The 20429-nt window shown below is 61.4% G+C and carries 19 protein-coding genes; 16 read left to right on the plus strand and 3 right to left on the minus strand.

Annotated features, from left to right (window positions below; all coding sequences use genetic code 11):
• The 5 genes from FGK64_RS06890 to FGK64_RS06910 all read left to right on the plus strand — a co-directional run.
• On the plus strand, positions 1–233 hold a 233-nt coding region (locus tag FGK64_RS06890), incomplete at its 5' end, for a winged helix-turn-helix domain-containing protein (protein WP_171054001.1).
• A gap of 144 nt (positions 234–377) precedes the next feature.
• Entirely contained in the window at positions 378–626 is a 249-nt protein-coding gene (locus FGK64_RS06895; protein ID WP_138863091.1) for a hypothetical protein, read from the plus strand.
• Between the two features lie 940 nt (positions 627–1566).
• Complete coding sequence (locus FGK64_RS06900) at positions 1567–2010, plus strand: GNAT family N-acetyltransferase (protein WP_138863092.1); 444 nt, start codon at positions 1567–1569, stop codon at positions 2008–2010.
• A gap of 276 nt (positions 2011–2286) precedes the next feature.
• Positions 2287–2697 carry a hypothetical protein gene (locus tag FGK64_RS06905; RefSeq protein WP_138863093.1) on the plus strand — a complete coding sequence of 137 codons (411 nt, stop codon included), beginning with the start codon at positions 2287–2289 and terminating at the stop codon, positions 2695–2697.
• Between the two features lie 164 nt (positions 2698–2861).
• Positions 2862–3401, plus strand: coding sequence for a hypothetical protein (locus FGK64_RS06910; RefSeq protein WP_138863094.1), 540 nt, complete (start codon positions 2862–2864; stop codon positions 3399–3401).
• 1060 nt (positions 3402–4461) lie between these two features.
• Here the strand turns inward: FGK64_RS06910 and FGK64_RS06915 are convergent.
• The gene (locus FGK64_RS06915) at positions 4462–6939 is read right to left on the minus strand and encodes an AAA family ATPase (protein WP_210236550.1); all 2478 of its coding nucleotides are present in this window, start codon (positions 6937–6939) and stop codon (positions 4462–4464) included.
• Positions 6932–7159, minus strand: coding sequence for a hypothetical protein (locus FGK64_RS06920; protein ID WP_171054002.1), 228 nt, complete (start codon positions 7157–7159; stop codon positions 6932–6934). The genes FGK64_RS06915 and FGK64_RS06920 overlap by 8 nt, the downstream gene beginning before the upstream one ends.
• Before the next feature lie 650 nt (positions 7160–7809).
• On the opposite strand from FGK64_RS06920, the gene FGK64_RS06925 reads away from it, so the two are divergent.
• The 9 genes from FGK64_RS06925 (at position 7810) to FGK64_RS06965 (ending at position 16771) form a co-directional block, all read left to right on the plus strand.
• On the plus strand, positions 7810–8490 hold the full coding sequence (locus tag FGK64_RS06925; protein WP_138863097.1) for an HAD family hydrolase: 681 nt from the start codon (positions 7810–7812) through the stop codon (positions 8488–8490).
• A gap of 29 nt (positions 8491–8519) precedes the next feature.
• Entirely contained in the window at positions 8520–9479 is a 960-nt protein-coding gene (locus tag FGK64_RS06930) for a sugar-binding transcriptional regulator (RefSeq protein ID WP_138863098.1), read from the plus strand.
• Positions 9480–9814: 335 nt separating this feature from the next.
• Positions 9815–11131 (plus strand): ABC transporter substrate-binding protein, encoded by a 1317-nt coding sequence (locus tag FGK64_RS06935; protein ID WP_138863099.1) that lies wholly within the window; start codon positions 9815–9817, stop codon positions 11129–11131.
• A 114-nt stretch (positions 11132–11245) separates the two neighbouring features.
• Entirely contained in the window at positions 11246–12118 is an 873-nt protein-coding gene (locus FGK64_RS06940) for a carbohydrate ABC transporter permease (protein ID WP_138863100.1), read from the plus strand.
• Between the two features lie 3 nt (positions 12119–12121).
• On the plus strand, positions 12122–12952 hold the full coding sequence (locus FGK64_RS06945; RefSeq protein ID WP_138863101.1) for a carbohydrate ABC transporter permease: 831 nt from the start codon (positions 12122–12124) through the stop codon (positions 12950–12952).
• Positions 12953–12963: 11 nt separating this feature from the next.
• Positions 12964–13968: an ABC transporter ATP-binding protein gene (locus FGK64_RS06950; protein WP_138863102.1), complete on the plus strand. Its 1005-nt coding sequence runs from the start codon at positions 12964–12966 to the stop codon at positions 13966–13968.
• Positions 13969–14007: 39 nt separating this feature from the next.
• Positions 14008–15489, plus strand: a complete 1482-nt coding sequence (locus FGK64_RS06955) for a mannitol dehydrogenase family protein (protein ID WP_138863103.1) — start codon at positions 14008–14010, stop codon at positions 15487–15489.
• A 264-nt stretch (positions 15490–15753) separates the two neighbouring features.
• On the plus strand, positions 15754–16107 hold the full coding sequence (locus FGK64_RS06960) for an MmcQ/YjbR family DNA-binding protein (protein WP_138863104.1): 354 nt from the start codon (positions 15754–15756) through the stop codon (positions 16105–16107).
• A gap of 139 nt (positions 16108–16246) precedes the next feature.
• The gene (locus FGK64_RS06965) at positions 16247–16771 is read left to right on the plus strand and encodes a YHS domain-containing (seleno)protein (protein ID WP_138863105.1); all 525 of its coding nucleotides are present in this window, start codon (positions 16247–16249) and stop codon (positions 16769–16771) included.
• Between the two features lie 2 nt (positions 16772–16773).
• On the opposite strand, the gene purD is transcribed toward FGK64_RS06965, so the two are convergent.
• Positions 16774–18039, minus strand: a complete 1266-nt coding sequence (gene purD / locus FGK64_RS06970) for a phosphoribosylamine--glycine ligase (RefSeq protein WP_138863106.1) — start codon at positions 18037–18039, stop codon at positions 16774–16776.
• A 155-nt stretch (positions 18040–18194) separates the two neighbouring features.
• On the opposite strand from purD, the gene FGK64_RS06975 reads away from it, so the two are divergent.
• Complete coding sequence (locus FGK64_RS06975; RefSeq protein WP_138863107.1) at positions 18195–18755, plus strand: type 1 glutamine amidotransferase domain-containing protein; 561 nt, start codon at positions 18195–18197, stop codon at positions 18753–18755.
• Between the two features lie 37 nt (positions 18756–18792).
• On the plus strand, positions 18793–20343 hold the full coding sequence (gene xseA / locus FGK64_RS06980) for an exodeoxyribonuclease VII large subunit (RefSeq protein WP_138863108.1): 1551 nt from the start codon (positions 18793–18795) through the stop codon (positions 20341–20343).
• Positions 20344–20429: the final 86 nt, after the last annotated feature.

The raw sequence follows: 20429 nt of genomic DNA on the forward strand, positions 1-20429 counted from the left end.
CAAAGTCGGAGAGCCGGGTCGCCAGGGCCTTGATGGATGCGGCCGGCGCTACCGTCTCGGTCGAGCGGCTGCATAGCGCCTGCTACGTCAACGCCATCCCCGGCGACGGGCTGCCGAAGCGGGGAATTGTCAGCGTCTACGTCTACAATGTCCGCAAGAAGATGCCGGCCGGGGCGGGGGAGATCGTTACAGTCTGGGGCGAGGGGTATCGGTATGAGGTGGGGAAGGGGTAAGGCGCTTGCTTATAACGGGCCTACAGGCCTATCTGGCCTTTGATTCTTTCTATCCATGGCAGTGCGGCATCGCGAGCACGCCAGCGGCAGCGCCGGGAAGCGTCGGTCAGCTTGCGGACGTCGGCAATGCGGACGGAGCCGCCATTGGCATATGTAAAGTCAATGGCGGCTTTGAAAAAAGAGAATTATTCAATTCCGTATGAGAGCACCTCAACGCCACATGTCTCGGCCATAGAAATTGCCAAAGAAGCAGCATCATTGCCTTTGCAGCTCCTCGTAAACCCGCAAATCGCGGCAGAAACGCTTATGTTGGAACAGTTAGAAGCGGAGCCACCTAACGCACGACAAATTCCTTCACCAAGATCATCGTGGCCGATACTACTGCACTGGTAGAGAGAATTTCCGCCCGCCATACAAATGGCGGTGCCAAGGCTCATCTCTGAGGAGCATTCGTAAGAAGCGTTTCCACCAGAAATGCAAACTCCCTGAGCATATTTCATCGTTGAGGGGCATTCATAAGAAGCACCCCCGCCTGCGATACAGATGCCAGCACCAAGACTCATTGTAGATGGGCATTCATAAGAAGCGCCTCCGCCTGCGATGCAGACCCCAGCACCGAGACTCATTGTAGATGGGCATTCATAAGAAGCACCTCCGCCTGCGATGCAGATCCCAGCACCGAGACTCATTGTCGTCGGGCATTCATAAGAAGCGCCTCCGCCTGCTTCGCACACCGCGCGGCCCTCAATATTTCCACCCCGTAAAAAAATTGGCGCTAACATCTGTGATACTTGGCAGAAGTTTACTAATTCATCATGCGACGGCCCGAAGCCGAGGCCGAAGCCGTGCGTGGGCAAAGCTATGGCCAATACTATGCTGATTGAGCACGTTTTATTCTTAGGCATTCAAGAACCTCAAAACTGAATCGGCTTGCACATATCGAGCTCACCACCCTTGGAGGCATGATAGAGAAAGTGGCGTTCTACAACACACGGTTTTGGGGTGTGCGCCAGGTATCTCGCTCAACGCTACCGTTATCATCGGCTTTTTTGAAAGCGGCTATCCGCAAAATGCCCCATTCGGCAAGCAGGGCTTGAGGCGGTCATGCGGAGTTGAGGCGACCTGAGGCACCACCCAAGGTTAGCAATATGACAATTGCGACCCGAAGTTGCCGTTCTATCCCTATGATCATCGATGCGGTGCAGCTTACTCGAACCGGCCGTTCGTGTGTCGCGCAGCATTCTCCTACGCCTAAGGGTAAGGTGAGCGAAAAACACTGATGTTGCGGGCAAACGCGGCATAGGTAAGCTACCGTCAGCGAGAGTTAGGAAGCATGATTAAGATCAGGGACGCAATGGCTGCCGATGCTGCTGAGGCGGTGAATGCCCTTCGCCGCTCAATCACCGAACTCTGCGTGGAAGATCATCAGAACGATCCAGCCGAAATTGAAAGTTGGCTCAGCAACAAGACCGTCGAGACTTGGCGCCAGTGGATTGCGCGAGATGATTCCGTGGTGCTGGTCGCCGAGCGGGATAGAGCGATTATTGGAGTTGGGATGGCTGCTCTGAGCGGCTACATCCTTTTAAACTATGTCCATCCCGAGGCCCGTTTTAGTGGCGTCAGCAAAGCTATTCTCTCAAGCCTCGAGGAGGTCTTACGCATCCGAGGCATCCGGTGCTGCCGTCTGGACAGCACTATTACGGCCCAATCTTTCTACGAAAGCCGCGGATTCCAGTCAGCAAGCTGTGATAGGCTCTCGCTTTCAAAGTCCTTGTAGTTGCGAGCTTATCAGGGCTCAGGGCAGTCAGGCGGTAGCCCGCCGATCAGCACCCGCAACTTGATTTGGTCTTCGTTGCAACCGGCCCAGAGCGGACCTTCTGGCCACCAACGGATGCCGCAGCGTAGCTTCCCCGAAGCGGACACACGCGGTTGCCCGCAGCATCGGCTGGCACCGGAGGTCCCCATGCGGAACCATTCTGTCTTTCGCCGCGCGCGCTGGATTCTCGCCGCAGCTGTAGACACCATTGAAAGTCGGCCGTAAAGAGAAGGTACGATGGCAACCAAAGCGCAGATAATCGCTAACCTCGACTGGCTTACCGAACGCATCTCTAACCGCGTTTGGACAATATCGGCCGGCATTGTTGTGATCTCGCTCGCCTATGTTGTTGAAGGAAGTGGTTCAAATGGCGTTGCCTTTTTAGAACCCGAGCAAGTTTCACTCCCAGCCGCAATCGCGCTTCTATCGTTGCTGTTCGATATGCTTCAATATGTTTTTGGTACGAAGTCGCATACACGCATCTTGGTAAGGATGGAGGCTGAAGACCAAGTGGACGCGAAATTTGATACTACTGAAATCTACTATCGAGCGCAAAAATTGAGCTTTTTCGCGAAGATTGGCTGCTGTATCACTGCGTCCGTCTGGATGATCCTGCTCATCTTCATTCGAGTTTTGGAGCTGATGTGATTCTGGCCTTGAACTTAAGAGCTCTTCCGAATTTCCAGTGGGCAATACTCGGCTGCGCTTGCATCTTGATTGTATCGGGATCTCCTGACCCGGCCCGAAGTCAAGGTGACACGGATTGGGGAGGGCCGAGGGATTTGCTATCGCTAGAGGACATTAAAGGGAGAATGGAAGAGCAAGCCGCGACGCTCAACCCTTATGCTTCACTACTAAACGATCCCGACCCAGCACGCAGCTTGGCGGCGATGCAAATCCTGATGGAAAGCGGAGACGAAGCACTTGTAAACATCGCTCTCGAGTTCGGCTTGCTGTCGGCAGACACAAATGTCCAGAAATTAGCATTGGACTCCTATTTGGCGACTGAACCTGTATTGTCGATAGTATTAGATGGCTCTAGCGTGAATGTGAGTGATTTCTCGGAAGCTTTGACTGGTGGTCGTGCCGGTGGCCATTTGAGTGGAGCTGTCGATGCCAATGGGATCGGAACTTTCGAAGTTCGAGTCGGGGAATATGATAGTTCACAGAACTGCTTCTTGCTAGGAGGACTCGACACCTGTCTGCTAATTACCACTCCGAGTAACGTAAATTTTACGCACCCTTTGATTAGGGGAAGTCTTTCGATTACGCCTGAGGGCACCTTGGCCGGCGATGTCCGCATCGGAGATTTTGGCGAAAACATCCCGATGGTAATCAATATTCTGGATTAGTTTACTCGGCTGAGAGCTCTTCTTATCTGTGTCCGGGGCAGCATTGTATCGTGCGTCCGAAAATTTCGGTTGACAAGCTGAACTCTCCTACGAGAGATTTTTTGTTAAACGCGCCCGAGGTCCGGTCTGGGCGGTCCTCGATGGCACGCACTTCGCTGCACTTGCGAACGGCGAATTCGGCGACACGGTCGGTAGGGCTCGAAGCGGTCATGTGGCGACGCAGCGGTTTGAGCGCCGTGCCGACAGCGTCGGCCGTTGCTCCCGACCCTTGGCGGACCTTCGGTCCTGGCGCAGCAGGTGGTCGGTTTCGGCCCATAGGCGACGTTCATCTTGGTTGCGGTCGCTGCGGTGCAGCTTCCGGAGAGCTGACCTTCGTATGGCCTACGCCGGCTCATTGGCGGCATACTTCGCAGCGCTTCAAAAAGCCCCCAATAGTCAATATTTGGTGGGGAGATACCATCCGGGGCTGACCAGCCTGAAGCGGATATGATCTGCATTTGCGGCGACGGATGTTGGTGAGGTGAGCAAGCGGTTGGCTGTCTCTTCCCTAAATGCGTGCAAACGAGTAAACCTAACCCTTCGGCTCCTACCGCGATTGGCTTAGGATGTAATTTCATCGGCAGAGAGGTCAAGTACTTGTCACATAACGGTAAATTCTGGATAGACGGTGGGTATATCTATGGCCCCGAAATGTCTGGTAAGTTTTGGATTGATGATGGGTGGATCTGGGGTCCAAAAAATAGCGGAAAATATTGGATTGACGACAACTGGATCTGGGGACCAAAAAACGGGGGCAAATTCTGGATCGCCGACGGGTGGATTTGGGGGCCGAGCCACCTCCGCATTCCGTGGCTTGATTGACTTCTCTCTCCCAACACGGTCTCGTCCATTGGACCCAAATGACGAGGTAGTCGTCCCGCTTCCATGGCAAACGGAACATGTTATTCGGACCTGACCTGCCTTTCTTCGGGTTGGTTGACCCTGGTGTACGGCTTGCTCAAACCGGCCATTGGTGAGACCTTGCAGCATGGTCTGGAAAGCCAAAGTCGGAAGAGCAGCCTCACTGAGCCGCTGCCGCCGCGAACTCAAATTGAGCCTCGCAGCCGTCATGAGCGCAGACTGGCTTTTTCAGCGTGAAGGGCCGCTGGAATTTCGTTCGGCTACACTTCTTGCATGCAAACTGGCTGCGGAAATTTTTGAACTCCTCCCAGCGCGCTTTCTCGTCACCCATCGAACCGTCCCCGTAGGGCCCGTCTTGGAAGTGGCTGCCAAAGTTCTCGATCTCACCTTTCACCAAACTGTCGAGGAACCGGTTGTTGACGCCCGGCACCAGCGTCGGCACTAGCTTGGCATCCTTGAGCAGGCCTGCAAGCGCCGAAGCCAACTCGCTGCGTTCGTATGAGTAGGCCCTCTCTAGCGGTCGGATGCGGACGCTGACACCGAAATCCCGACAGATGCCGAGAAGCCATTCCTCCTCGGCCTGGCGCATCTCGTTGGCTGCCGACTCGCCCTCCGCCCAACGCGCCTCAATCATCTCATCACTGACCTTATGATCGGCGAAACGCGGCCCGTAGGCCGGGTCGAGACCAATGATTCGGGTGAAGTGCCACGTCTTCGCTTCAAGCTGATCCTTCAGATAATTGAAGAACCGCTCGTCGTGAGTGGTGATCAGGATCTGGCAGTCACCGAACATAGTGGCGATGAGTCCGGCGATAGTGCGCCTGTGATCCGCATCATAGGAGGTTACGATGTCGTCGAGCGCGATGATGGGCGCGCGTGCATTAAATTGCTTGATCGCCGCCATGCGCAACGCGAGCGCCACCGAATGGATCTGTGAGTCGCTCAAGTAGCCGCCCGGCTGCACGCCCGTGCGGTTCTTGGCGAAATCGATCAGGAGGTTGAGCCGCTGCTGGTTTGTGTCTTCTTCCGCCGGCAGCTCCAGCCGGATCAGTGTGGCGCCAGCGCCCTGGATCAGCTTGTAAATATCGTTCATCGGCGCCTGAAGCTTGTCGAGCAGGGCCTGTACCTTCTTGCGGATCTCGGCCGAGACAGTCGTCGCCTGCGCCATCAAAGCGCCGGAGAGTTTCCCCAGTTCATCTTGCGTCCGCAGCGCGAGGTCCCGCTCGGTCTGTAACTCCAGAAACCGATCGATCTTCGCTTTGGCCTTGATGTAAGTGTGGTCGCCTTGCTTCGACTCGATGTCCGCTATAGCCTGATCGAGCGTGACGAGCAGCTTGGCAATCGCCGCGACAATATCAGTCGAGGCCGGAATGGCGCTCTCAGGCCAGCTGGCGATGGCTGCTTGATAGGCGGTAAGATCAGCTTTCAGTGCCGCCTCGTTGTCGCCGAGGTGTCCAATCAACCCCGGTAGCGCCGCTACCAACTGGGTATGGGCCTTGGTCGCCGCAGTCTTAGCCTCGTCGAGCGCCTTCTTGGCGGCAGCGTAGTCAGCCAACTCCTCAAGATGCTTGGTGATGTGATCTCGGATCGTCTCAGCGCTACCAGCCGCCGTGTCCGCGACAGGTGTCGAGCAGATGGGGCAACTGTCAGGTGCCGACACCCCTTCGGCAAAAAGCGGCTCCGCGGCTTTCCACAAAACTTGAAACACGGTGCTCGCCGCCTTGCCGCGCTCTTCGGTTTCTTTACTCTCAGCCGCCGCCAGGACCGCGACAGCCGCGTCAAAGGTCGGAATCGCACCACTGACGACTGCCTCGCCGCTCTCCGTGTCCGTCGTCTCCGCCCGCAAAGCGGCAGCCGCATTGCGGATCTGGCGCAGGCCTGCAAGCCCGATCTTGTTTTCCTCAGCCTTGGCGCGCGATTCCAGTTCGAGATAGGCCAGATCGCCGGCCGCCAGCGCCGCCAGCACTAGCGACGGATCGAGTGGCGCCAGCACCAGCGTGTTGGCGTGGGAGAGCATTGCCGCCGCATCCCAGGTTTTCACCGCCTGGGCCGTCTCCTTGGCTAGCTGGGTGTCCACGCGCCGCAGCGCCGTCTCGTCCTCGGCGGCGGCCTTCACCTGCGTGCGCAGCGAGCGAATGTTCTTCTGCACCTCAACTAGCGGGCCGAGCTGCAGCCAATTGGCGACATCCGTGTAGCGCTGTTCGGGAGTGTGGATTTCGACGAACGTGCGCAGCGTATGCCCGCGGATGATCGGCGGCACCGCGAAGCAGTCGTTCACAGTCGCGGCCACCGCCGGTATAGGTCGTTTCGCCCCCGTCGCCGCTCGGCTGCCGTTGGTGACTTCCTTGCCCAAGACCGCGCCGATCGTAACCGCCGCCACAATCTTCGCCTCCTCAGCCAGATTGTGCGCCAGCGCCACGGGTCCAGCCTGGTTGTTGATTGCGCGCTTCCCGAGCCTTTCGAGCGTGCCGTCCTTTGAGAACATGAATTCCAGCGCATCGATGACGCTGGATTTGCCGCGCCCGTTCGGCGCGAAGATCGCTAGGCAACGCTTCTTGCTGAAATCGAACGTCTTCGGTTGGAGATATGCGCGAAACCCAGAAAGGCTCAAGGATTGAAGGAAGTAAGGATCAGTCATTCGCCACCTCAGGTTTGGGAGGATTGGCACGTTCGCTCGCAAGTTTCAGGATCGCATCCTTGGCGTGAGTTACGGCATTCTGCGCTGGCGCCGCTTTCAGGATGTGAGACCCCAGGATGTCCGCCAATTCGACATCGACACCTTCATTTGCCTTAAGATTCTCTCCTAGTGCTATAAGAAATACGTCCGGCGTATCCGCCGTTTCTGCCCGGTCTTCCACGCGCACGTCCCCCAAGTTATTGCGCTCGAAGATACAGTCAGAACGTCCGCACAAGAAATGAAATTTTCTCCTCATTCGGGTCGATCTCAATTCGCTAATGCCGCGAGGCAATCGAACGGCCGAAATCACAGGACATGCGGCTGCCACGCCGCATTGCCTTTCGTCTGATTTCAGCCCTGCGACTAATTTCGGGGCAGGTCTACGTGGCTACCAATGTCCGCTTCCGCCGAAGACCGGCGGCTTCTTTGCGACCGCAATGAAAGTCCGCTTTCCGCCCATAGTAGGCGCTCATCTCGGAAGCTGCGGATTCTTCGTAGACGACTGCCAAAGAACACAGAAACCACAGTGTCTGAAGGGTGCACTAGGTCTCACGCTTTCAGTCGAGCGGGTGAGATCACCTGAGGCCAGTACTCCTTCTGAGCGCGGGTAGCTCAGTGGTGGCGGCCCAATCGATATGAGGCTTGAGTTGCAATGAAATTTTAAGGGGCAGTTTTACGCATAAATCTGTTGGCACTTGAAGCTCTAACTCATTGATTAATATAATGCAGTATGTTGACGCTTTTGTGGTGTAAGTATTTGAAATATAACAGATGTGGTGTTTCTCAAGGGATCGCCAGAATCGAAACGGCCCCTTGGCCAAGAGGCATACGATGGGCCCATTTGATCTCGTTATTTTCGACTGCGACGGCGTGCTGATCGACAGCGAGTTGATCAGCGCGCGCCAGTTGGTTGCTACACTGGCCCGCTTCGGCGTGCAGATTGACCTGCCATATGTCGCGAAACACTTTCTGGGGCGCAGCTATGGCGTGGTGCTCAGTCAGATTCGTGGCGATTTTGGTATCGACCTGCCCGAAGGGTTCGAGGCCACGTATCGTGAAACCCTGCTGGCTGCCTTCGCTCGCGACCTAAAGGCCATGCCCGGCGTGCGCGAAACAGTGACGCGTCTTGCAGTGCCCTATTGTCTTGCCACCAGCTCCAGCCCGCCTCGGGTGGAACGCTCGCTCCAGATCACCGGGCTGACCGATCTGTTCGCAGACCGGATCACCACCGCCGCCGAAGTCCGCGCCGGCAAACCCGCGCCCGATCTGTTTCTGCTGGCCGCGCAGAAACACGGCGCGGCCCCGGCCCGCTGCCTCGTCATCGAAGATAGCGCCATGGGCATCCGCGCCGGTCTGGCGGCGGGCATGACCGTGCTGCGCTTCACCGGAGGCGGGCATCTTGCCGGAGCGCCGGCGGATGCGCCCGGAGCGCAAGAGGCACACGGGACATTTGCATCCTTCGCGGAATTCTTTCACCTTGTCCCCCAACTGGAACGCCGCCCCGCGCGGTAAGGGCGCGGCGCAGGCCGACTGGAAGACAGATGAACCGACACCTCCCAAAAGAAGCAGACCCCTCGTCGCTGGATGAAGCGGCCAGGGCGGGATGGCTCTATTACGTCGGCGGCATGACGCAGGATCAGATCGCGCGCGAATTGGGCGTGTCGCGGCAACGGGCGCAACGGCTGGTGGCGCGGGCGATCTCCGATGGGCTGATCCGCGTGCGCATCGATCACCCGATCAGCGCCTGCATGGACCTGGCGCGTGCACTGCAACAGCGTTATGGACTCGACCTCTGTCGCGTGGCGCCGGGGCTTCCGGATGGCGCCGATCCGCTGGTCACGGTGGCGCCGGTGGCGGCGGCGGAACTTGAACGTATCTTCACCACACCCGATCCGCTGGTGGTGGCCTTCGGCACCGGTCGGACTCTGCGCGCCGTGATCGAAGAGATGCAATTCGTCGATGCGGCGCAGCACAGGGTGGTGTCTCTGATCGGGAATGTCGCGCCGGATGGCTCGGCCTCGTTCTACGAAGTCATCATGCGGGTGGCTGACAAGCTGCGCGCGCCGCATTACCCGATGGCGGTGCCTGTCATAGCCACCGACCCGGCCGATCGCGATCACTATCAACTGCTGCCCCACGTCAAGAACACCCGCAGCCTGGCCGCGCGCGCCGACGTAACCGTCGTGGGGATCGGGCAGATGGAAGACGACGCGCCATTGCACGTTGACGGCTTTATTTCCAAGGCGGAGCTCGACCACCTGCGCGCCGCTGGGGCAGCAGGCGAAATCGCAGGTCGCGCCTTTGACGGCGATGGGCGCTATATCGAGGACGGAACAAACCTGCTGTTGACCAGTGTGCAGGTGCCGGTGAACGACAATCCCGTCATCTGCATCGCCTCGGGTGAACGCAAACAGCCCGCCCTGCGCGCGGCGCTGCGCGGGCGCCTGATCACCGGGCTGATTACCGACGAACACACTGCGATGGCGCTTTTGTCGCGATAGTTTTGCGGTTCGCGCATTGTTTCGCGCTGCGCGCGAATGCCTCCGGCGGGGATATTTCGGGCCCAAAGAAGCCGGGGAATCAGGAATTCTTTGGGGTCAAATATCCCGGGGGAGGCCGGCGTAGCCGGGCGGGGGCAGAGCCCCCGCTACATCCGTCGAATGCTGCGTTGCAGCGGCGATTTATCGCAGGTGAGGCCCCAACGAGGTTGACACGACTCATGCCTGTGTGTGAGTAAATGCTCACAGTGCGGTCAAATGCTCATATTGGGCAGTGCGATCATCACGACGGAGATCGGGGGCAAGCCTCGGCTTCGGGACTTGTTTGGGAGGAAGTCATGAAAGGTTTTGGAACGGCCGCGTCCGTCGCGGGCCTGATTGCGGCCGGTGTTCTGGCAACGCCGTTGGCCGCGGAAAAGATCACCATCGCAACGGTGAACAACGGGGACATGATCCGGATGCAGGGTCTGACCGACGCCTTCACCGCGGCACACCCCGATATCGAGGTCGAGTGGGTCACGCTCGAGGAAAACGTCCTGCGTCAGCGCGTCACCACGGACATCGCCACCAAGTCGGGGCAATACGACGTGATGACCATCGGCACCTACGAGGTTCCGATCTGGGGCAAGCAGGGCTGGCTGCTGTCGCTGAACGATCTGCCCGACAGCTATGACGCCGGCGACATCCTGCCCGCCATCCGTGGTGGTCTGACCGTCGACGGCGAGATGTATGCAGCGCCGTTCTATGGCGAAAGCTCGATGGTCATGTACCGCAAGGACCTGATGGAAAAGGCCGGGCTGACCATGCCCGAGGCCCCCACCTGGGACTTCATCAAGGAAGCCGCCGCCGCGATGACGGACAAGGACGGCGAGGTCTATGGCATCTGCCTGCGCGGCAAGGCCGGCTGGGGCGAGAACATGGCCTTCCTGTCGGCCATGGCCAACAGCTATGGCGCGCGCTGGTTCGACGAGAACTGGAACCCGCAGTTCGATGGCGAGGCCTGGAAGGCGGCGCTGACCGACTACCTCGATCTGATGAACAACTACGGCCCTCCGGGGGCCTCGTCGAACGGCTTCAACGAGAACCTCGCGCTGTTCCAGACCGGCAAGTGCGGCATGTGGATTGACGCAACGGTTGCGGCCTCTTTCGTGACCAACCCGACCGACAGTCAGGTGGCCGATCAGGTCGGGTTCGCGCTAGCGCCCGACAAGGGGCTGGGCAAGCGCGGCAACTGGCTCTGGGCCTGGGCGCTGGGCGTTCCGGCAGGCACCGACAGCCCCGAGGCGGCCAAGGCCTTTGTCGAATGGGCGACCTCGAAAGAGTATCTCGAGCTGGTCGCCGAGAAGGAAGGCTGGGCCAACGTTCCTCCGGGCACGCGCACCTCGCTCTATGAAAACGAAGAGTACCAGAAGGTGCCCTTTGCCAAGATGACGCTCGACAGCATCAACTCGGCCGACCCGAACAACCCCACGGTCGATCCGGTGCCTTATGTCGGCGTCCAGTTCGTGGCGATCCCCGAATTCCAGGGTATCGGCACCGCAGTCGGACAACAATTCTCGGCAGCCCTTGCCGGCAATGTCAGCGCCGAACAGGCCCTGAACAACGCCCAGCAACTGGCGAAACGGGAAATGACCAAGGCTGGCTATATCAAATAGTCTCCTCCTGGGCGGGGCTGTGCCGAAAGGCCGGTCCCGCCCCCTTTGACCGCGCTGCTGCACGCTTGACCCGCAGCGCTACGCCATTTTCTTACCGATAGTTCGGGGGTCCCCATGGCCACGCAACATTCGCGCCTTGCCGCCCGCGTGATGATCTCGCCCGCCGTGATCCTTCTGCTGGGCTGGATGCTGATCCCGCTGTGCCTGACGATCTATTTCTCGTTCCTGCGCTACAACCTGCTGATGCCGGGGATGGAGGAATTCACCGGCTGGACCAATTACCGGTATTTCCTGACCGACCCTGCCTTCTTCGCCGCGATCGCCAATACGCTGGCGCTGGTTCTGGGTGTTCTGTTCATCACCATCGTGGGCGGCGTGCTGCTGGCGCTGCTGCTGGATCAGCCGATGTGGGGGCAGGGGATCGTGCGGATCCTCGTGATCGCGCCCTTCTTCGTGATGCCGACCGTCTCTGCGCTGGTCTGGAAGAACATGTTCATGAACCCGGTGAACGGGCTGTTTGCGCAGCTGTTCAAGGCGGTGGGGCTGCAACCCTTCGATTTCCTCAGCCAGGCGCCGCTGATGTCGATCATCGGCATCGTCAGCTGGCAGTGGCTGCCCTTTGCGACGCTGATCCTGCTGACCGCGATCCAATCGCTGGACAGCGAACAGTTGGAGGCCGCCGAAATGGACGGCGCCGGTCCGCTGTCGCGGTTCTTCTACATTATCCTGCCGCATCTGGGCCGGGCCATCACAGTGGTGATCCTGATCCAGACCATCTTCCTGCTGTCGATCTTTGCCGAAATCCTCGTCACCACCAATGGCGGCCCCGGCACGGCGACGACGAACCTGACCTACCTGGTCTACGTCCAGTCGCTGCTGCAATTCGACGTGGGCGGCGGCTCCGCCGGTGGCGTGATCGCCATCATCCTAGCCAACATTGTCGCGATCTTCCTGATGCGGATGATCGGCAAGAACCTGGATGCTTAAGCCATGTCGCGTGCCGTAACCCCGCAGCGAAAATTCGCCGTCACCCTTCTGGCCTGGGCGATCGGGCTGCTGATCTTCTTTCCGATCCTGTGGACCATCATCACTAGCTTCAAGACTGAGGCCGAGGCCATCGCATCGCCGCCGTCGTTCCTTTTCTTCAATTGGACGACCGAGGCCTATGAAGCGGTGAACCAGCGGTCGGACTACCTAAAGCACTTCATGAACTCGGTCATCATCTCGTTCGGGTCGACCGCGCTGGGGCTGTTGATCGCCATTCCGGCCGCATGGTCGATGGCCTTCGTGCCGGGGCGGCGGACCAAGGACGTGCTGATGTGGATGCTGTCCACCAAAATGCTGCCCCCGGTCGGCGTGCTGATCCCGATCTACCTGATCTTCCGTGACACCGGGCTGCTGGATTCGCGCATCGGGCTGGTGATCGTGCTGACGCTGATCAACCTGCCGATCATCATCTGGATGCTGTTCACCTACTTCCGTGAAATTCCGGGAGAAATCCTGGAAGCCGCGCGGATGGACGGCGCCACGCTGCGCGAGGAGATTGTCTATATCCTCACGCCGATGGCGGTGCCGGGCATCGCCTCGACGCTGCTTTTGAACGTGATCCTGTCGTGGAACGAGGCGTTCTGGACGCTGAACCTGACGGCGGCCAAGGCGGCCCCGCTCACGGCCTTCATCGCCAGCTTCTCCAGCCCCGAGGGCCTGTTCTACGCCAAGCTCAGCGCGGCCAGCACCATGGCCATCGCGCCGATCCTGATCATCGGCTGGTTCAGCCAGAAACAACTTGTCCGCGGCCTGACCTTCGGCGCGGTGAAATAGGGAGAGGGCGCATGGGACGTATCTCGCTTAACCAGGTCACCAAATCCTTTGGCGATGTGAACGTGATCCCGCCGCTGGATCTGGACATCAACGAAGGCGAATTCGTCGTCTTCGTCGGGCCGTCGGGATGTGGCAAATCCACCCTGCTGCGGCTGATCGCCGGGCTCGAGGATGTAACTTCGGGCGAAATCCGCATCGACGGGCAGGACGCCACGATGGTGCCCCCGGCCAAACGCGGGCTGGCAATGGTGTTCCAGTCTTACGCGCTGTACCCGCATATGTCGGTGGCCAAGAATATCGCCTTTCCGCTGCGCATGGCGGGAATGAACAAGGCGGAACAGGACAAGCGCGTGGCCCATGCGGCCAAGGTGCTGAACCTTGCCGACTACCTCGACCGCCGCCCCGGCCAGCTGTCGGGCGGGCAACGCCAGCGCGTCGCCATCGGCCGCGCCATCGTGCGCGAACCGGCCGCCTTCCTGTTCGACGAACCGCTGTCGAACCTTGATGCCGCGCTGCGGGTGAACATGCGGTTGGAAATCTCCGAACTGCATAACACGCTGAAAACCACGATGATCTATGTCACCCACGATCAGGTCGAGGCGATGACCATGGCCGACAAAATCGTGGTGCTGCAAGCCGGGCGGATCGAACAGGTCGGCTCTCCGATGGAGCTGTACCGCACCCCGCGCAACACCTTTGTCGCAGGCTTCATCGGCTCGCCCAAGATGAACCTGATCGAAGGGCCCGAGGCCGCGCGCCACGACGCCCACACCATCGGCATCCGCCCCGAACACCTGGCGATTTCGACAACCGAGGGCGCATGGAAAGGCGTGGTCGGCGTGTCCGAGCACCTGGGCTCCGACACCTTCCTGCATGTGCACCAGACAGGGCTGGCCGAAACCATCACGCTGCGCGCGCCCGGCGAGCTGGAGCTGCGCCACGGCGACACCGTTTACATGACCCCCGAGGCCGACAAGCTGCACCGCTTCGGCCCCGATGGGCTGCGGCTGGCCTGACCCTCAGGGCCGCCGCGCCCCGCGCAAGGAGACGATATAATGACCATCCGGCTGTCGCTTGACACGCTCGACCGGCTTCCCGAGGGCGTCGGCCGCCCCGGCTATTCCCGTGCCGACCTGAGCCCCGGCATCCTGCACATCGGCCTGGGCAACTTCCACCGCGCGCATCAGGCGTGGTATCTGGACCGGCTGTTTTCGACGGGGCAGGGGCATGACTGGGCCATCGTGGGCGCCAGCGTGATGCCGAATGATGCCAAGGGGCGCGAGGTGCTGGCGGCGCAGGATTTCCTGACCACCGTGGTCACGCAAGAGGCCGACAGCAGCGCCGCGCAGGTCACCGGCGCGATGATCGGCTACATCACGCCCGGCGACGGGCCTGCGCTGGTGGCGGCCATGGCCGATCCGGCTATCCGCATCGTGTCGCTGACCATCACCGAAGGCGGCTATTTCCTTGATTCCGATGGCCATTTCGACCCCGCGCACGCGGCCATTGCGGCCGATGGTGCCACGCCCGACGCGCCGAAAACCGTCTTTGGCCTGCTGGTCGCCGGCATCCGCGCCCGCCGCGCGGCAGGCCACGCGCCGTTTACCGTGATGTGCTGCGACAACATCCCCCACAACGGCGATGTCACCCGTGCGGCCGTCACCGGCACCGCGCGCCTGTCCGACCCGGCACTGGCCGACTGGATCGCGGATCACATGGCCTTCCCGAACGCCATGGTCGACCGCATCACCCCCGCCACGACCGACCGGGAACGCCGGCTGCTGGCCGAGGAGTTCGGCGTGGAAGACGGCTGGCCCGTCTTCGCCGAGGATTTCGCGCAATGGGTGCTGGAAGACGATTTTCCCCAGGGACGCCCCGCGCTGGAACAGGTCGGGGTGCAATTCGTGCCCGATGTGACGCCCTACGAGCTGATGAAGATCCGCATCCTGAACGGCGGCCACGCGGTGATCGCCTATGCGGCGGGCCTGCTTGACATCGAATATGTTCACGAGGCAATGGCGCACCCGCTGGTCGCAGGCTTCCTGCGCCGGGTCGAGCAGACCGAGATCCTGCCCCACGTCCCGCCCGTGCCAGATACCGACCTGCACGACTACCTCGCTTTGATCGAAACGCGCTTTGCCAACCCCAAGATCGGCGATACCGTCCGGCGGCTGTGCCTGGACGGCTCGAACCGGCAGCCGAAATTCATCATCCCCTCGATCCGCGCGGCCCTCGCCGCCGGCGCCCCGGTCGAAGGTCTGGCGCTCGAAAGCGCCCTCTGGTGCCGCTACTGCGCCGGAATCACGGACAGCGGCGCCGTGATCGCCGCGAACGACCCCGACTGGAACAGTTTGCAACAGCGCGCAACAAGGGCCAAATCCGACCCCGCCGCTTGGCTCGCCATGCGCGAGGTCTATGGCGATCTCGCCTCCGATGCCCGCTTCGCCCGAGCCTTCGCCACCAGTCTCACCGCGCTCTGGCAGGACGGCACGGCTGCGGTCCTGACCCGCTACCTCGATCACGATCAAAACGTCTGATCGGCGCCGTTGCTTCGGCCGGGTCACGGCCTTCGGTGGGCAATCTGGACAGGTAGGAAGGGGGCGCTGCCCCCTCTTGGCCTGCAGCCAATTCACCCCCGGGATATTTGTGGCCCAAAGAATGGGATCATTCTCGCTTCATTATTCCAAAAATACTCCGGGGGAGTCCCGAAGGGACGGGGGCAGAGCCCCCAAACTTCCTGTCTGCCCATCGATTTGGCCGCTAGGATTGCCTTATCAGATCCCCGGACAAGGTTCACGTCGATGACACGCGATGACTTCAATAGCTTTTGCGCCGCGCTGCCAGCCGTGACCCATGTGGTGCAGTGGGGTGGCGCCGACGTGTGGAAAGTGGGCGGCAAGGTTTTCGCCATTGGTGGCTGGGCCGATGGGCACGATGCATTCACCTTCAAGGTCACGCCACTTGCCTACGAGGTTCTTCGCGACATGGAGGGGCTGCGGCCTGCGCCCTATCTTGCCTCGCGTGGGTTGAAATGGATTCAGCATCACGGCACGCCCGGATTGTCGGATGACGAATTGAAGGTGCACTTGACTGCCTCCTACGACATGATTGTTGCAGCCTTGCCGAAGAAGCACCGCGCGGAGCTGGATATCTGAAACAATCCGGGCCCAATAGGCTCGGTTTCATCACGCCGCGCTGGCGCGCTGTCACGGTTGCGCGACAGGCGTATCATGCGGCTCGGGCTTGGGTATTCTGGCTTTATTGTCCCGCCCAATTCACATCCGAGGAGCCCTGATGAAACGCGCCATTCACACCCTGTCAGCACTTGCCTTTGCCATTTTCCCCGCCGGAGCGGCCTTTGCCGGGCCGCAGTTTGTCGATGCCACCGGGTTTGCCGTGTCGGGCTATGATGTCGTGGCCTATCGCGACCTGGATCAGTCCGCCCCGGGTGACGAGCAGCCCGCCGCCGTGCCCGGCCGCGCCGATATCACCGCCGACTACAACGGCGCGACATTTGCCTTTGCGAATGAGGCAAACCGCGACGCCTTTCTGGAGAACCCCGAATTCTACGCGCCGCAATATGACGGCCATTGCGCCTATGGTGTGTCAAAGGGGGGCAAGGTGCCGGGCAATCCGAACCTGTGGCGCATCGTCGATGACAAGCTCTACCTGAACATCACCAAGAACGTTGTGACCTTCTGGGAAGAAGATATTCCGGGGAATATCAACCTGGCCGAGGGCAACTGGCCGGGGATCGAACCCGATGCAGCCTCGACCAACCCGATCCCGAATTTCAGCTCGCCCGCACCTGAAAAATAGGGTCAGCCCAGCGCGCGCCATCCGATGTCGCGGCGAAAGACGCCTTCTGGCCAGTCGATCGCATCCGCCATCGCATAGGCGCGCGCCCGCGCTTCGGCCAGAGTCGCGCCGCGTGCGGTGACGTTCAGCACCCGGCCCCCTGTCGCCAGCGTGCGCCCGTCCTGGCGGGTGGTTCCGGCGTGGAAACACATCTGGGTGCTGGTTTCGGGCAACGCCTCGAGCCCCTTGATCTCGGTGCCTTTCACATAGCTGCCGGGATAGCCCTTTGCCGCCAGAACCACCGTCATCGCGTGATCGTCGGCCCAGTTCACCTGCATCTCAGACAGCCGACCCTCGGCGGCGGCGTGCATCAGGTCCAGCGCCTGCGCGCCCAGCCGCATCATCAGCACCTGGCATTCCGGATCGCCAAAGCGGACGTTGTACTCCACCAGACGCGGCGCGCCGTCCTTGATCATCAGCCCGACGTAGAGCACCCCCTGATAAGGCGTGCCGCGGCGGGCCATCTCGGCCACCGTGGGGCGCACGATCTCGTCCATGGCGCGGGCCACCACGTCATCGGTCATTACCGGGGCGGGCGAATAGGCGCCCATGCCGCCGGTGTTGGGGCCGGTGTCGCCTTCGCCGATGCGCTTGTGATCTTGCGCGGTGCCCACGGGCAGCACGGTGTCGCCGTCGCAGAGGACGAAGAACGACGCCTCTTCGCCCTCCATGAATTCCTCAATCACCACCTCGGCCCCTGCGCTGCCGAATTCGCCCCCGAACATATCGTCTATTGCAGCCAGTGCCTCGTCTTCCGTTATGGCAACGATCACGCCTTTGCCGGCCGCCAGCCCGTCGGCCTTCACCACGATGGGGGCGCCGTTGGAGCGCACATGGGCGCGGGCCGCTTCGGCATCGGTGAAATGGCCATAAGCGGCGGTTGGCGCGCCTGCCGCATCGCAGATTTCCTTGGTGAAGGATTTTGACGCCTCCAGCCGGGCGGCCGCGGCCGATGGCCCGAAGACCAGCACGCCGGCGGCGCGCAGATCGTCAGCGACCCCGGCGGCCAGCGGCGCCTCGGGGCCGACGATCACCAGGTCGATGCTGTTCTCGCCGGCGAATTCCACCACGGCCCCGCCATCGTTCACATCCAGCGATGCGCAATCGGCGATCCCTGCGATCCCGGCATTGCCCGGGGCCACGATCAGCTTGTCGCATTTCGGGTTCTGCATCACCGCCCAGGCCAGCGCGTGTTCCCGCCCGCCGCTGCCGAGAATAAGAATGTTCATTGCGCGGCTCCTTGCTGCCCGGGTTCGATGTCGCCGCCTCAATAGGCCGCAGACCGCCAACTGACAAGAGAGCGCCCCGGCAAGAGCATGTCGTGATGGAACATCGCCTGCCACTCCGCGTTCCTGCCCCAGACACAATGATAAGGAGTGAAGATATGTCCCGTCTGAATGGACAGAAGATCGCGATTCTTGCCACCCATGGGTTCGAGCAATCCGAACTGGAACACCCGCTGAAAGCTCTGCGTGAGGCAGGCGCAACCGTGCATGTCGTGTCGCCGGAAGAGGGCGAGATCAATGGCTGGGATGATAAGAACTGGGGCCGCGCGGTGCCTGTGGATGTAGTGCTGAGCGATGCCCAGCCAGGCGATTATGACGCGCTGGTGCTGCCCGGTGGGCAAATCAATCCGGACATCCTGCGCACGATCCCCGAGGCCGTGAGCTTCGTGAAATCGTTCTGGACCGAGGGCAAGGCCATCGGCGCCATCTGCCACGCGCCTTGGTTGCTGGTCGAGGCGGAGATCGCCAAGGGCCACAAGCTGACCTCGTACCACTCGATCCGCAAGGATGTGGAAAACGCCGGTGGTCTCTGGGAAGACAGCGAAGTGGTGACCGATCAGGGGCTGGTGACCAGCCGCAACCCCAACGATCTGCCCGCGTTCTGTGACAAGCTGATCGAAGAAATCGCCGAAGGCCGCCACACCAAGCGCGCGGCGTGATCTTCCCCTCGGCGGCGGGATCGGGCATTGATGGGTCATGACCGATCTGCTTGACGATCCCGCCCCGGGGGCCAATACGCCCGAATTCACCGTCTCCGAGGTGTCGGGGGCGGTCAAACGCACGCTCGAGGGCGAATTTGGCCGCATTCGTGTGCGCGGCGAGGTCGGGCGCGTGTTCCGCGCACGTTCGGGCCATCTGTATTACGACATCAAGGACGACCGGAACGTGCTGGCCTGCACCACGTGGAAGGGCCAGATTTCGCAGTTGTCTGTCGAGCCCGAAGAGGGGCTGGAGGTTGTCGTCACAGGGCGACTGACCGCATTTGGCGCGCAATCCAAATACAACCTGAACGTCGAAGAGGTCACGGTGGCAGGGCAGGGTGCCCTGATGGCGCTGCTCGAGAAGCGCAAGAAGCAGCTGGCCGCCGAAGGGCTGTTCGACGCAACCCGCAAACGCCCGCTGCCGTTCCTGCCCGAGATCATCGGCGTCGTCACCTCGCCCTCGGGCGCGGTGATCCGCGACATCCTGCACCGCCTGCGCGACCGTTTTCCGCGCAAAGTGCTGATCTGGCCGGTGGCCGTGCAGGGCGCGAATTGCGCGCCCGAAGTGGCCCGCGCCATCGCGGGCTTCAACGCGCTGACGCCCGGCGGCGCGCTGCCCCGGCCCGACCTGATTATCGTGGCGCGAGGCGGCGGTTCTGTCGAGGATCTCTGGGGCTTCAACGAGGAAATCGTCGCCCGCGCGGCGGCGGCCTCCGAGATTCCGCTGATCTCGGCGGTGGGCCATGAAACCGACACCACGTTGATCGACTTCGTGTCGGACAGGCGCGCGCCCACGCCCACGGCGGCGGCCGAACTGGCGGTGCCGGTTCGGCTGGACCTGCTGGCCTGGGTCGAGGCGCAGGGCGCAAGGCTCACCCGTGCCGCGGGCAATGCCACCGCGCAACGCCGTCAACGGCTGGCCGACCTCGCCCGCGCCCTGCCGCGTCCCGAAGGGCTGCTCGACACGCCGCGCCAAAGGCTGGATCGCGCCGCGGACCGCTTGCCGCGCGCGCTGATCGGCGGGCTTCAAACCCGCCGCCTGCACCTGTCGGAAACCACGGCCAGCCTGCGCCCCGCCACCCTGCAGCAACGGCTTGCCGCGCGTCAGGACAGATTGGACGGCTGGGCCCGGCAACTGCACCCCGCGCTGTTGCGTCTTGTCGCCCGCCGACGCGAGGCGCTGGCCGCCACCCGCCTGCGGGCGCAGCCGCTGACCATGGCACTTGCCACCGGGCGCCAGGACCTCGACCGCCTGTCCAAACGGCTGGACGCGGCCACCACGGCGCGGCTCGAACGGCTCGACACACGGCTCGCCTCCTCAGCGCGGATGCTGGAAACGCTCAGCTATCAGGCCACGCTGGATCGCGGCTATGCGGTGGTGCGCGCAGGCGATGCGCTGGTCACCTCGCGCGATACTGCCGCCGGGGCGCCGCAGCTCGACATCCAGTTCGCCGATGGCCATGTCACGGCCGTGCCGACCGACCCCGCACCGCGCAAGCCCAAGAAAACAGTGCCCAAACCGCCCGACCAAGGCTCGCTTTTCTGAAAAGCACGATGCGCCGCGCGCTGGTTCGCAGGAACCTGCCAGGCTCAGGATATCGAAACTATTTCGATGAGGTTAGGGCCTTCGCG

Source organism: Arenibacterium halophilum (genome assembly GCF_005938225.1).
Lineage (GTDB): Bacteria > Pseudomonadota > Alphaproteobacteria > Rhodobacterales > Rhodobacteraceae > Arenibacterium > Arenibacterium halophilum.

What these genes read in the sequence shown, in the direction of transcription:
- FGK64_RS06900 (WP_138863092.1), top strand. Translation starts at nt 1,567, where the DNA reads ATGATTAAGATCAGGGACGCAATGGCTGCCGATGCTGCTGAGGCGGTG.
- FGK64_RS06905 (WP_138863093.1), top strand. Translation starts at nt 2,287, where the DNA reads ATGGCAACCAAAGCGCAGATAATCGCTAACCTCGACTGGCTTACCGAA.
- FGK64_RS06910 (WP_138863094.1), top strand. Translation starts at nt 2,862, where the DNA reads ATGGAAGAGCAAGCCGCGACGCTCAACCCTTATGCTTCACTACTAAAC.
- FGK64_RS06915 (WP_210236550.1), bottom strand. Translation starts at nt 6,939, where the DNA reads ATGACTGATCCTTACTTCCTTCAATCCTTGAGCCTTTCTGGGTTTCGC.
- FGK64_RS06925 (WP_138863097.1), top strand. Translation starts at nt 7,810, where the DNA reads ATGGGCCCATTTGATCTCGTTATTTTCGACTGCGACGGCGTGCTGATC.
- FGK64_RS06930 (WP_138863098.1), top strand. Translation starts at nt 8,520, where the DNA reads ATGAACCGACACCTCCCAAAAGAAGCAGACCCCTCGTCGCTGGATGAA.
- FGK64_RS06935 (WP_138863099.1), top strand. Translation starts at nt 9,815, where the DNA reads ATGAAAGGTTTTGGAACGGCCGCGTCCGTCGCGGGCCTGATTGCGGCC.
- FGK64_RS06940 (WP_138863100.1), top strand. Translation starts at nt 11,246, where the DNA reads ATGGCCACGCAACATTCGCGCCTTGCCGCCCGCGTGATGATCTCGCCC.
- FGK64_RS06945 (WP_138863101.1), top strand. Translation starts at nt 12,122, where the DNA reads ATGTCGCGTGCCGTAACCCCGCAGCGAAAATTCGCCGTCACCCTTCTG.
- FGK64_RS06950 (WP_138863102.1), top strand. Translation starts at nt 12,964, where the DNA reads ATGGGACGTATCTCGCTTAACCAGGTCACCAAATCCTTTGGCGATGTG.
- FGK64_RS06955 (WP_138863103.1), top strand. Translation starts at nt 14,008, where the DNA reads ATGACCATCCGGCTGTCGCTTGACACGCTCGACCGGCTTCCCGAGGGC.
- FGK64_RS06960 (WP_138863104.1), top strand. Translation starts at nt 15,754, where the DNA reads ATGACACGCGATGACTTCAATAGCTTTTGCGCCGCGCTGCCAGCCGTG.
- FGK64_RS06965 (WP_138863105.1), top strand. Translation starts at nt 16,247, where the DNA reads ATGAAACGCGCCATTCACACCCTGTCAGCACTTGCCTTTGCCATTTTC.
- purD (WP_138863106.1), bottom strand. Translation starts at nt 18,039, where the DNA reads ATGAACATTCTTATTCTCGGCAGCGGCGGGCGGGAACACGCGCTGGCC.
- FGK64_RS06975 (WP_138863107.1), top strand. Translation starts at nt 18,195, where the DNA reads ATGTCCCGTCTGAATGGACAGAAGATCGCGATTCTTGCCACCCATGGG.
- xseA (WP_138863108.1), top strand. Translation starts at nt 18,793, where the DNA reads ATGACCGATCTGCTTGACGATCCCGCCCCGGGGGCCAATACGCCCGAA.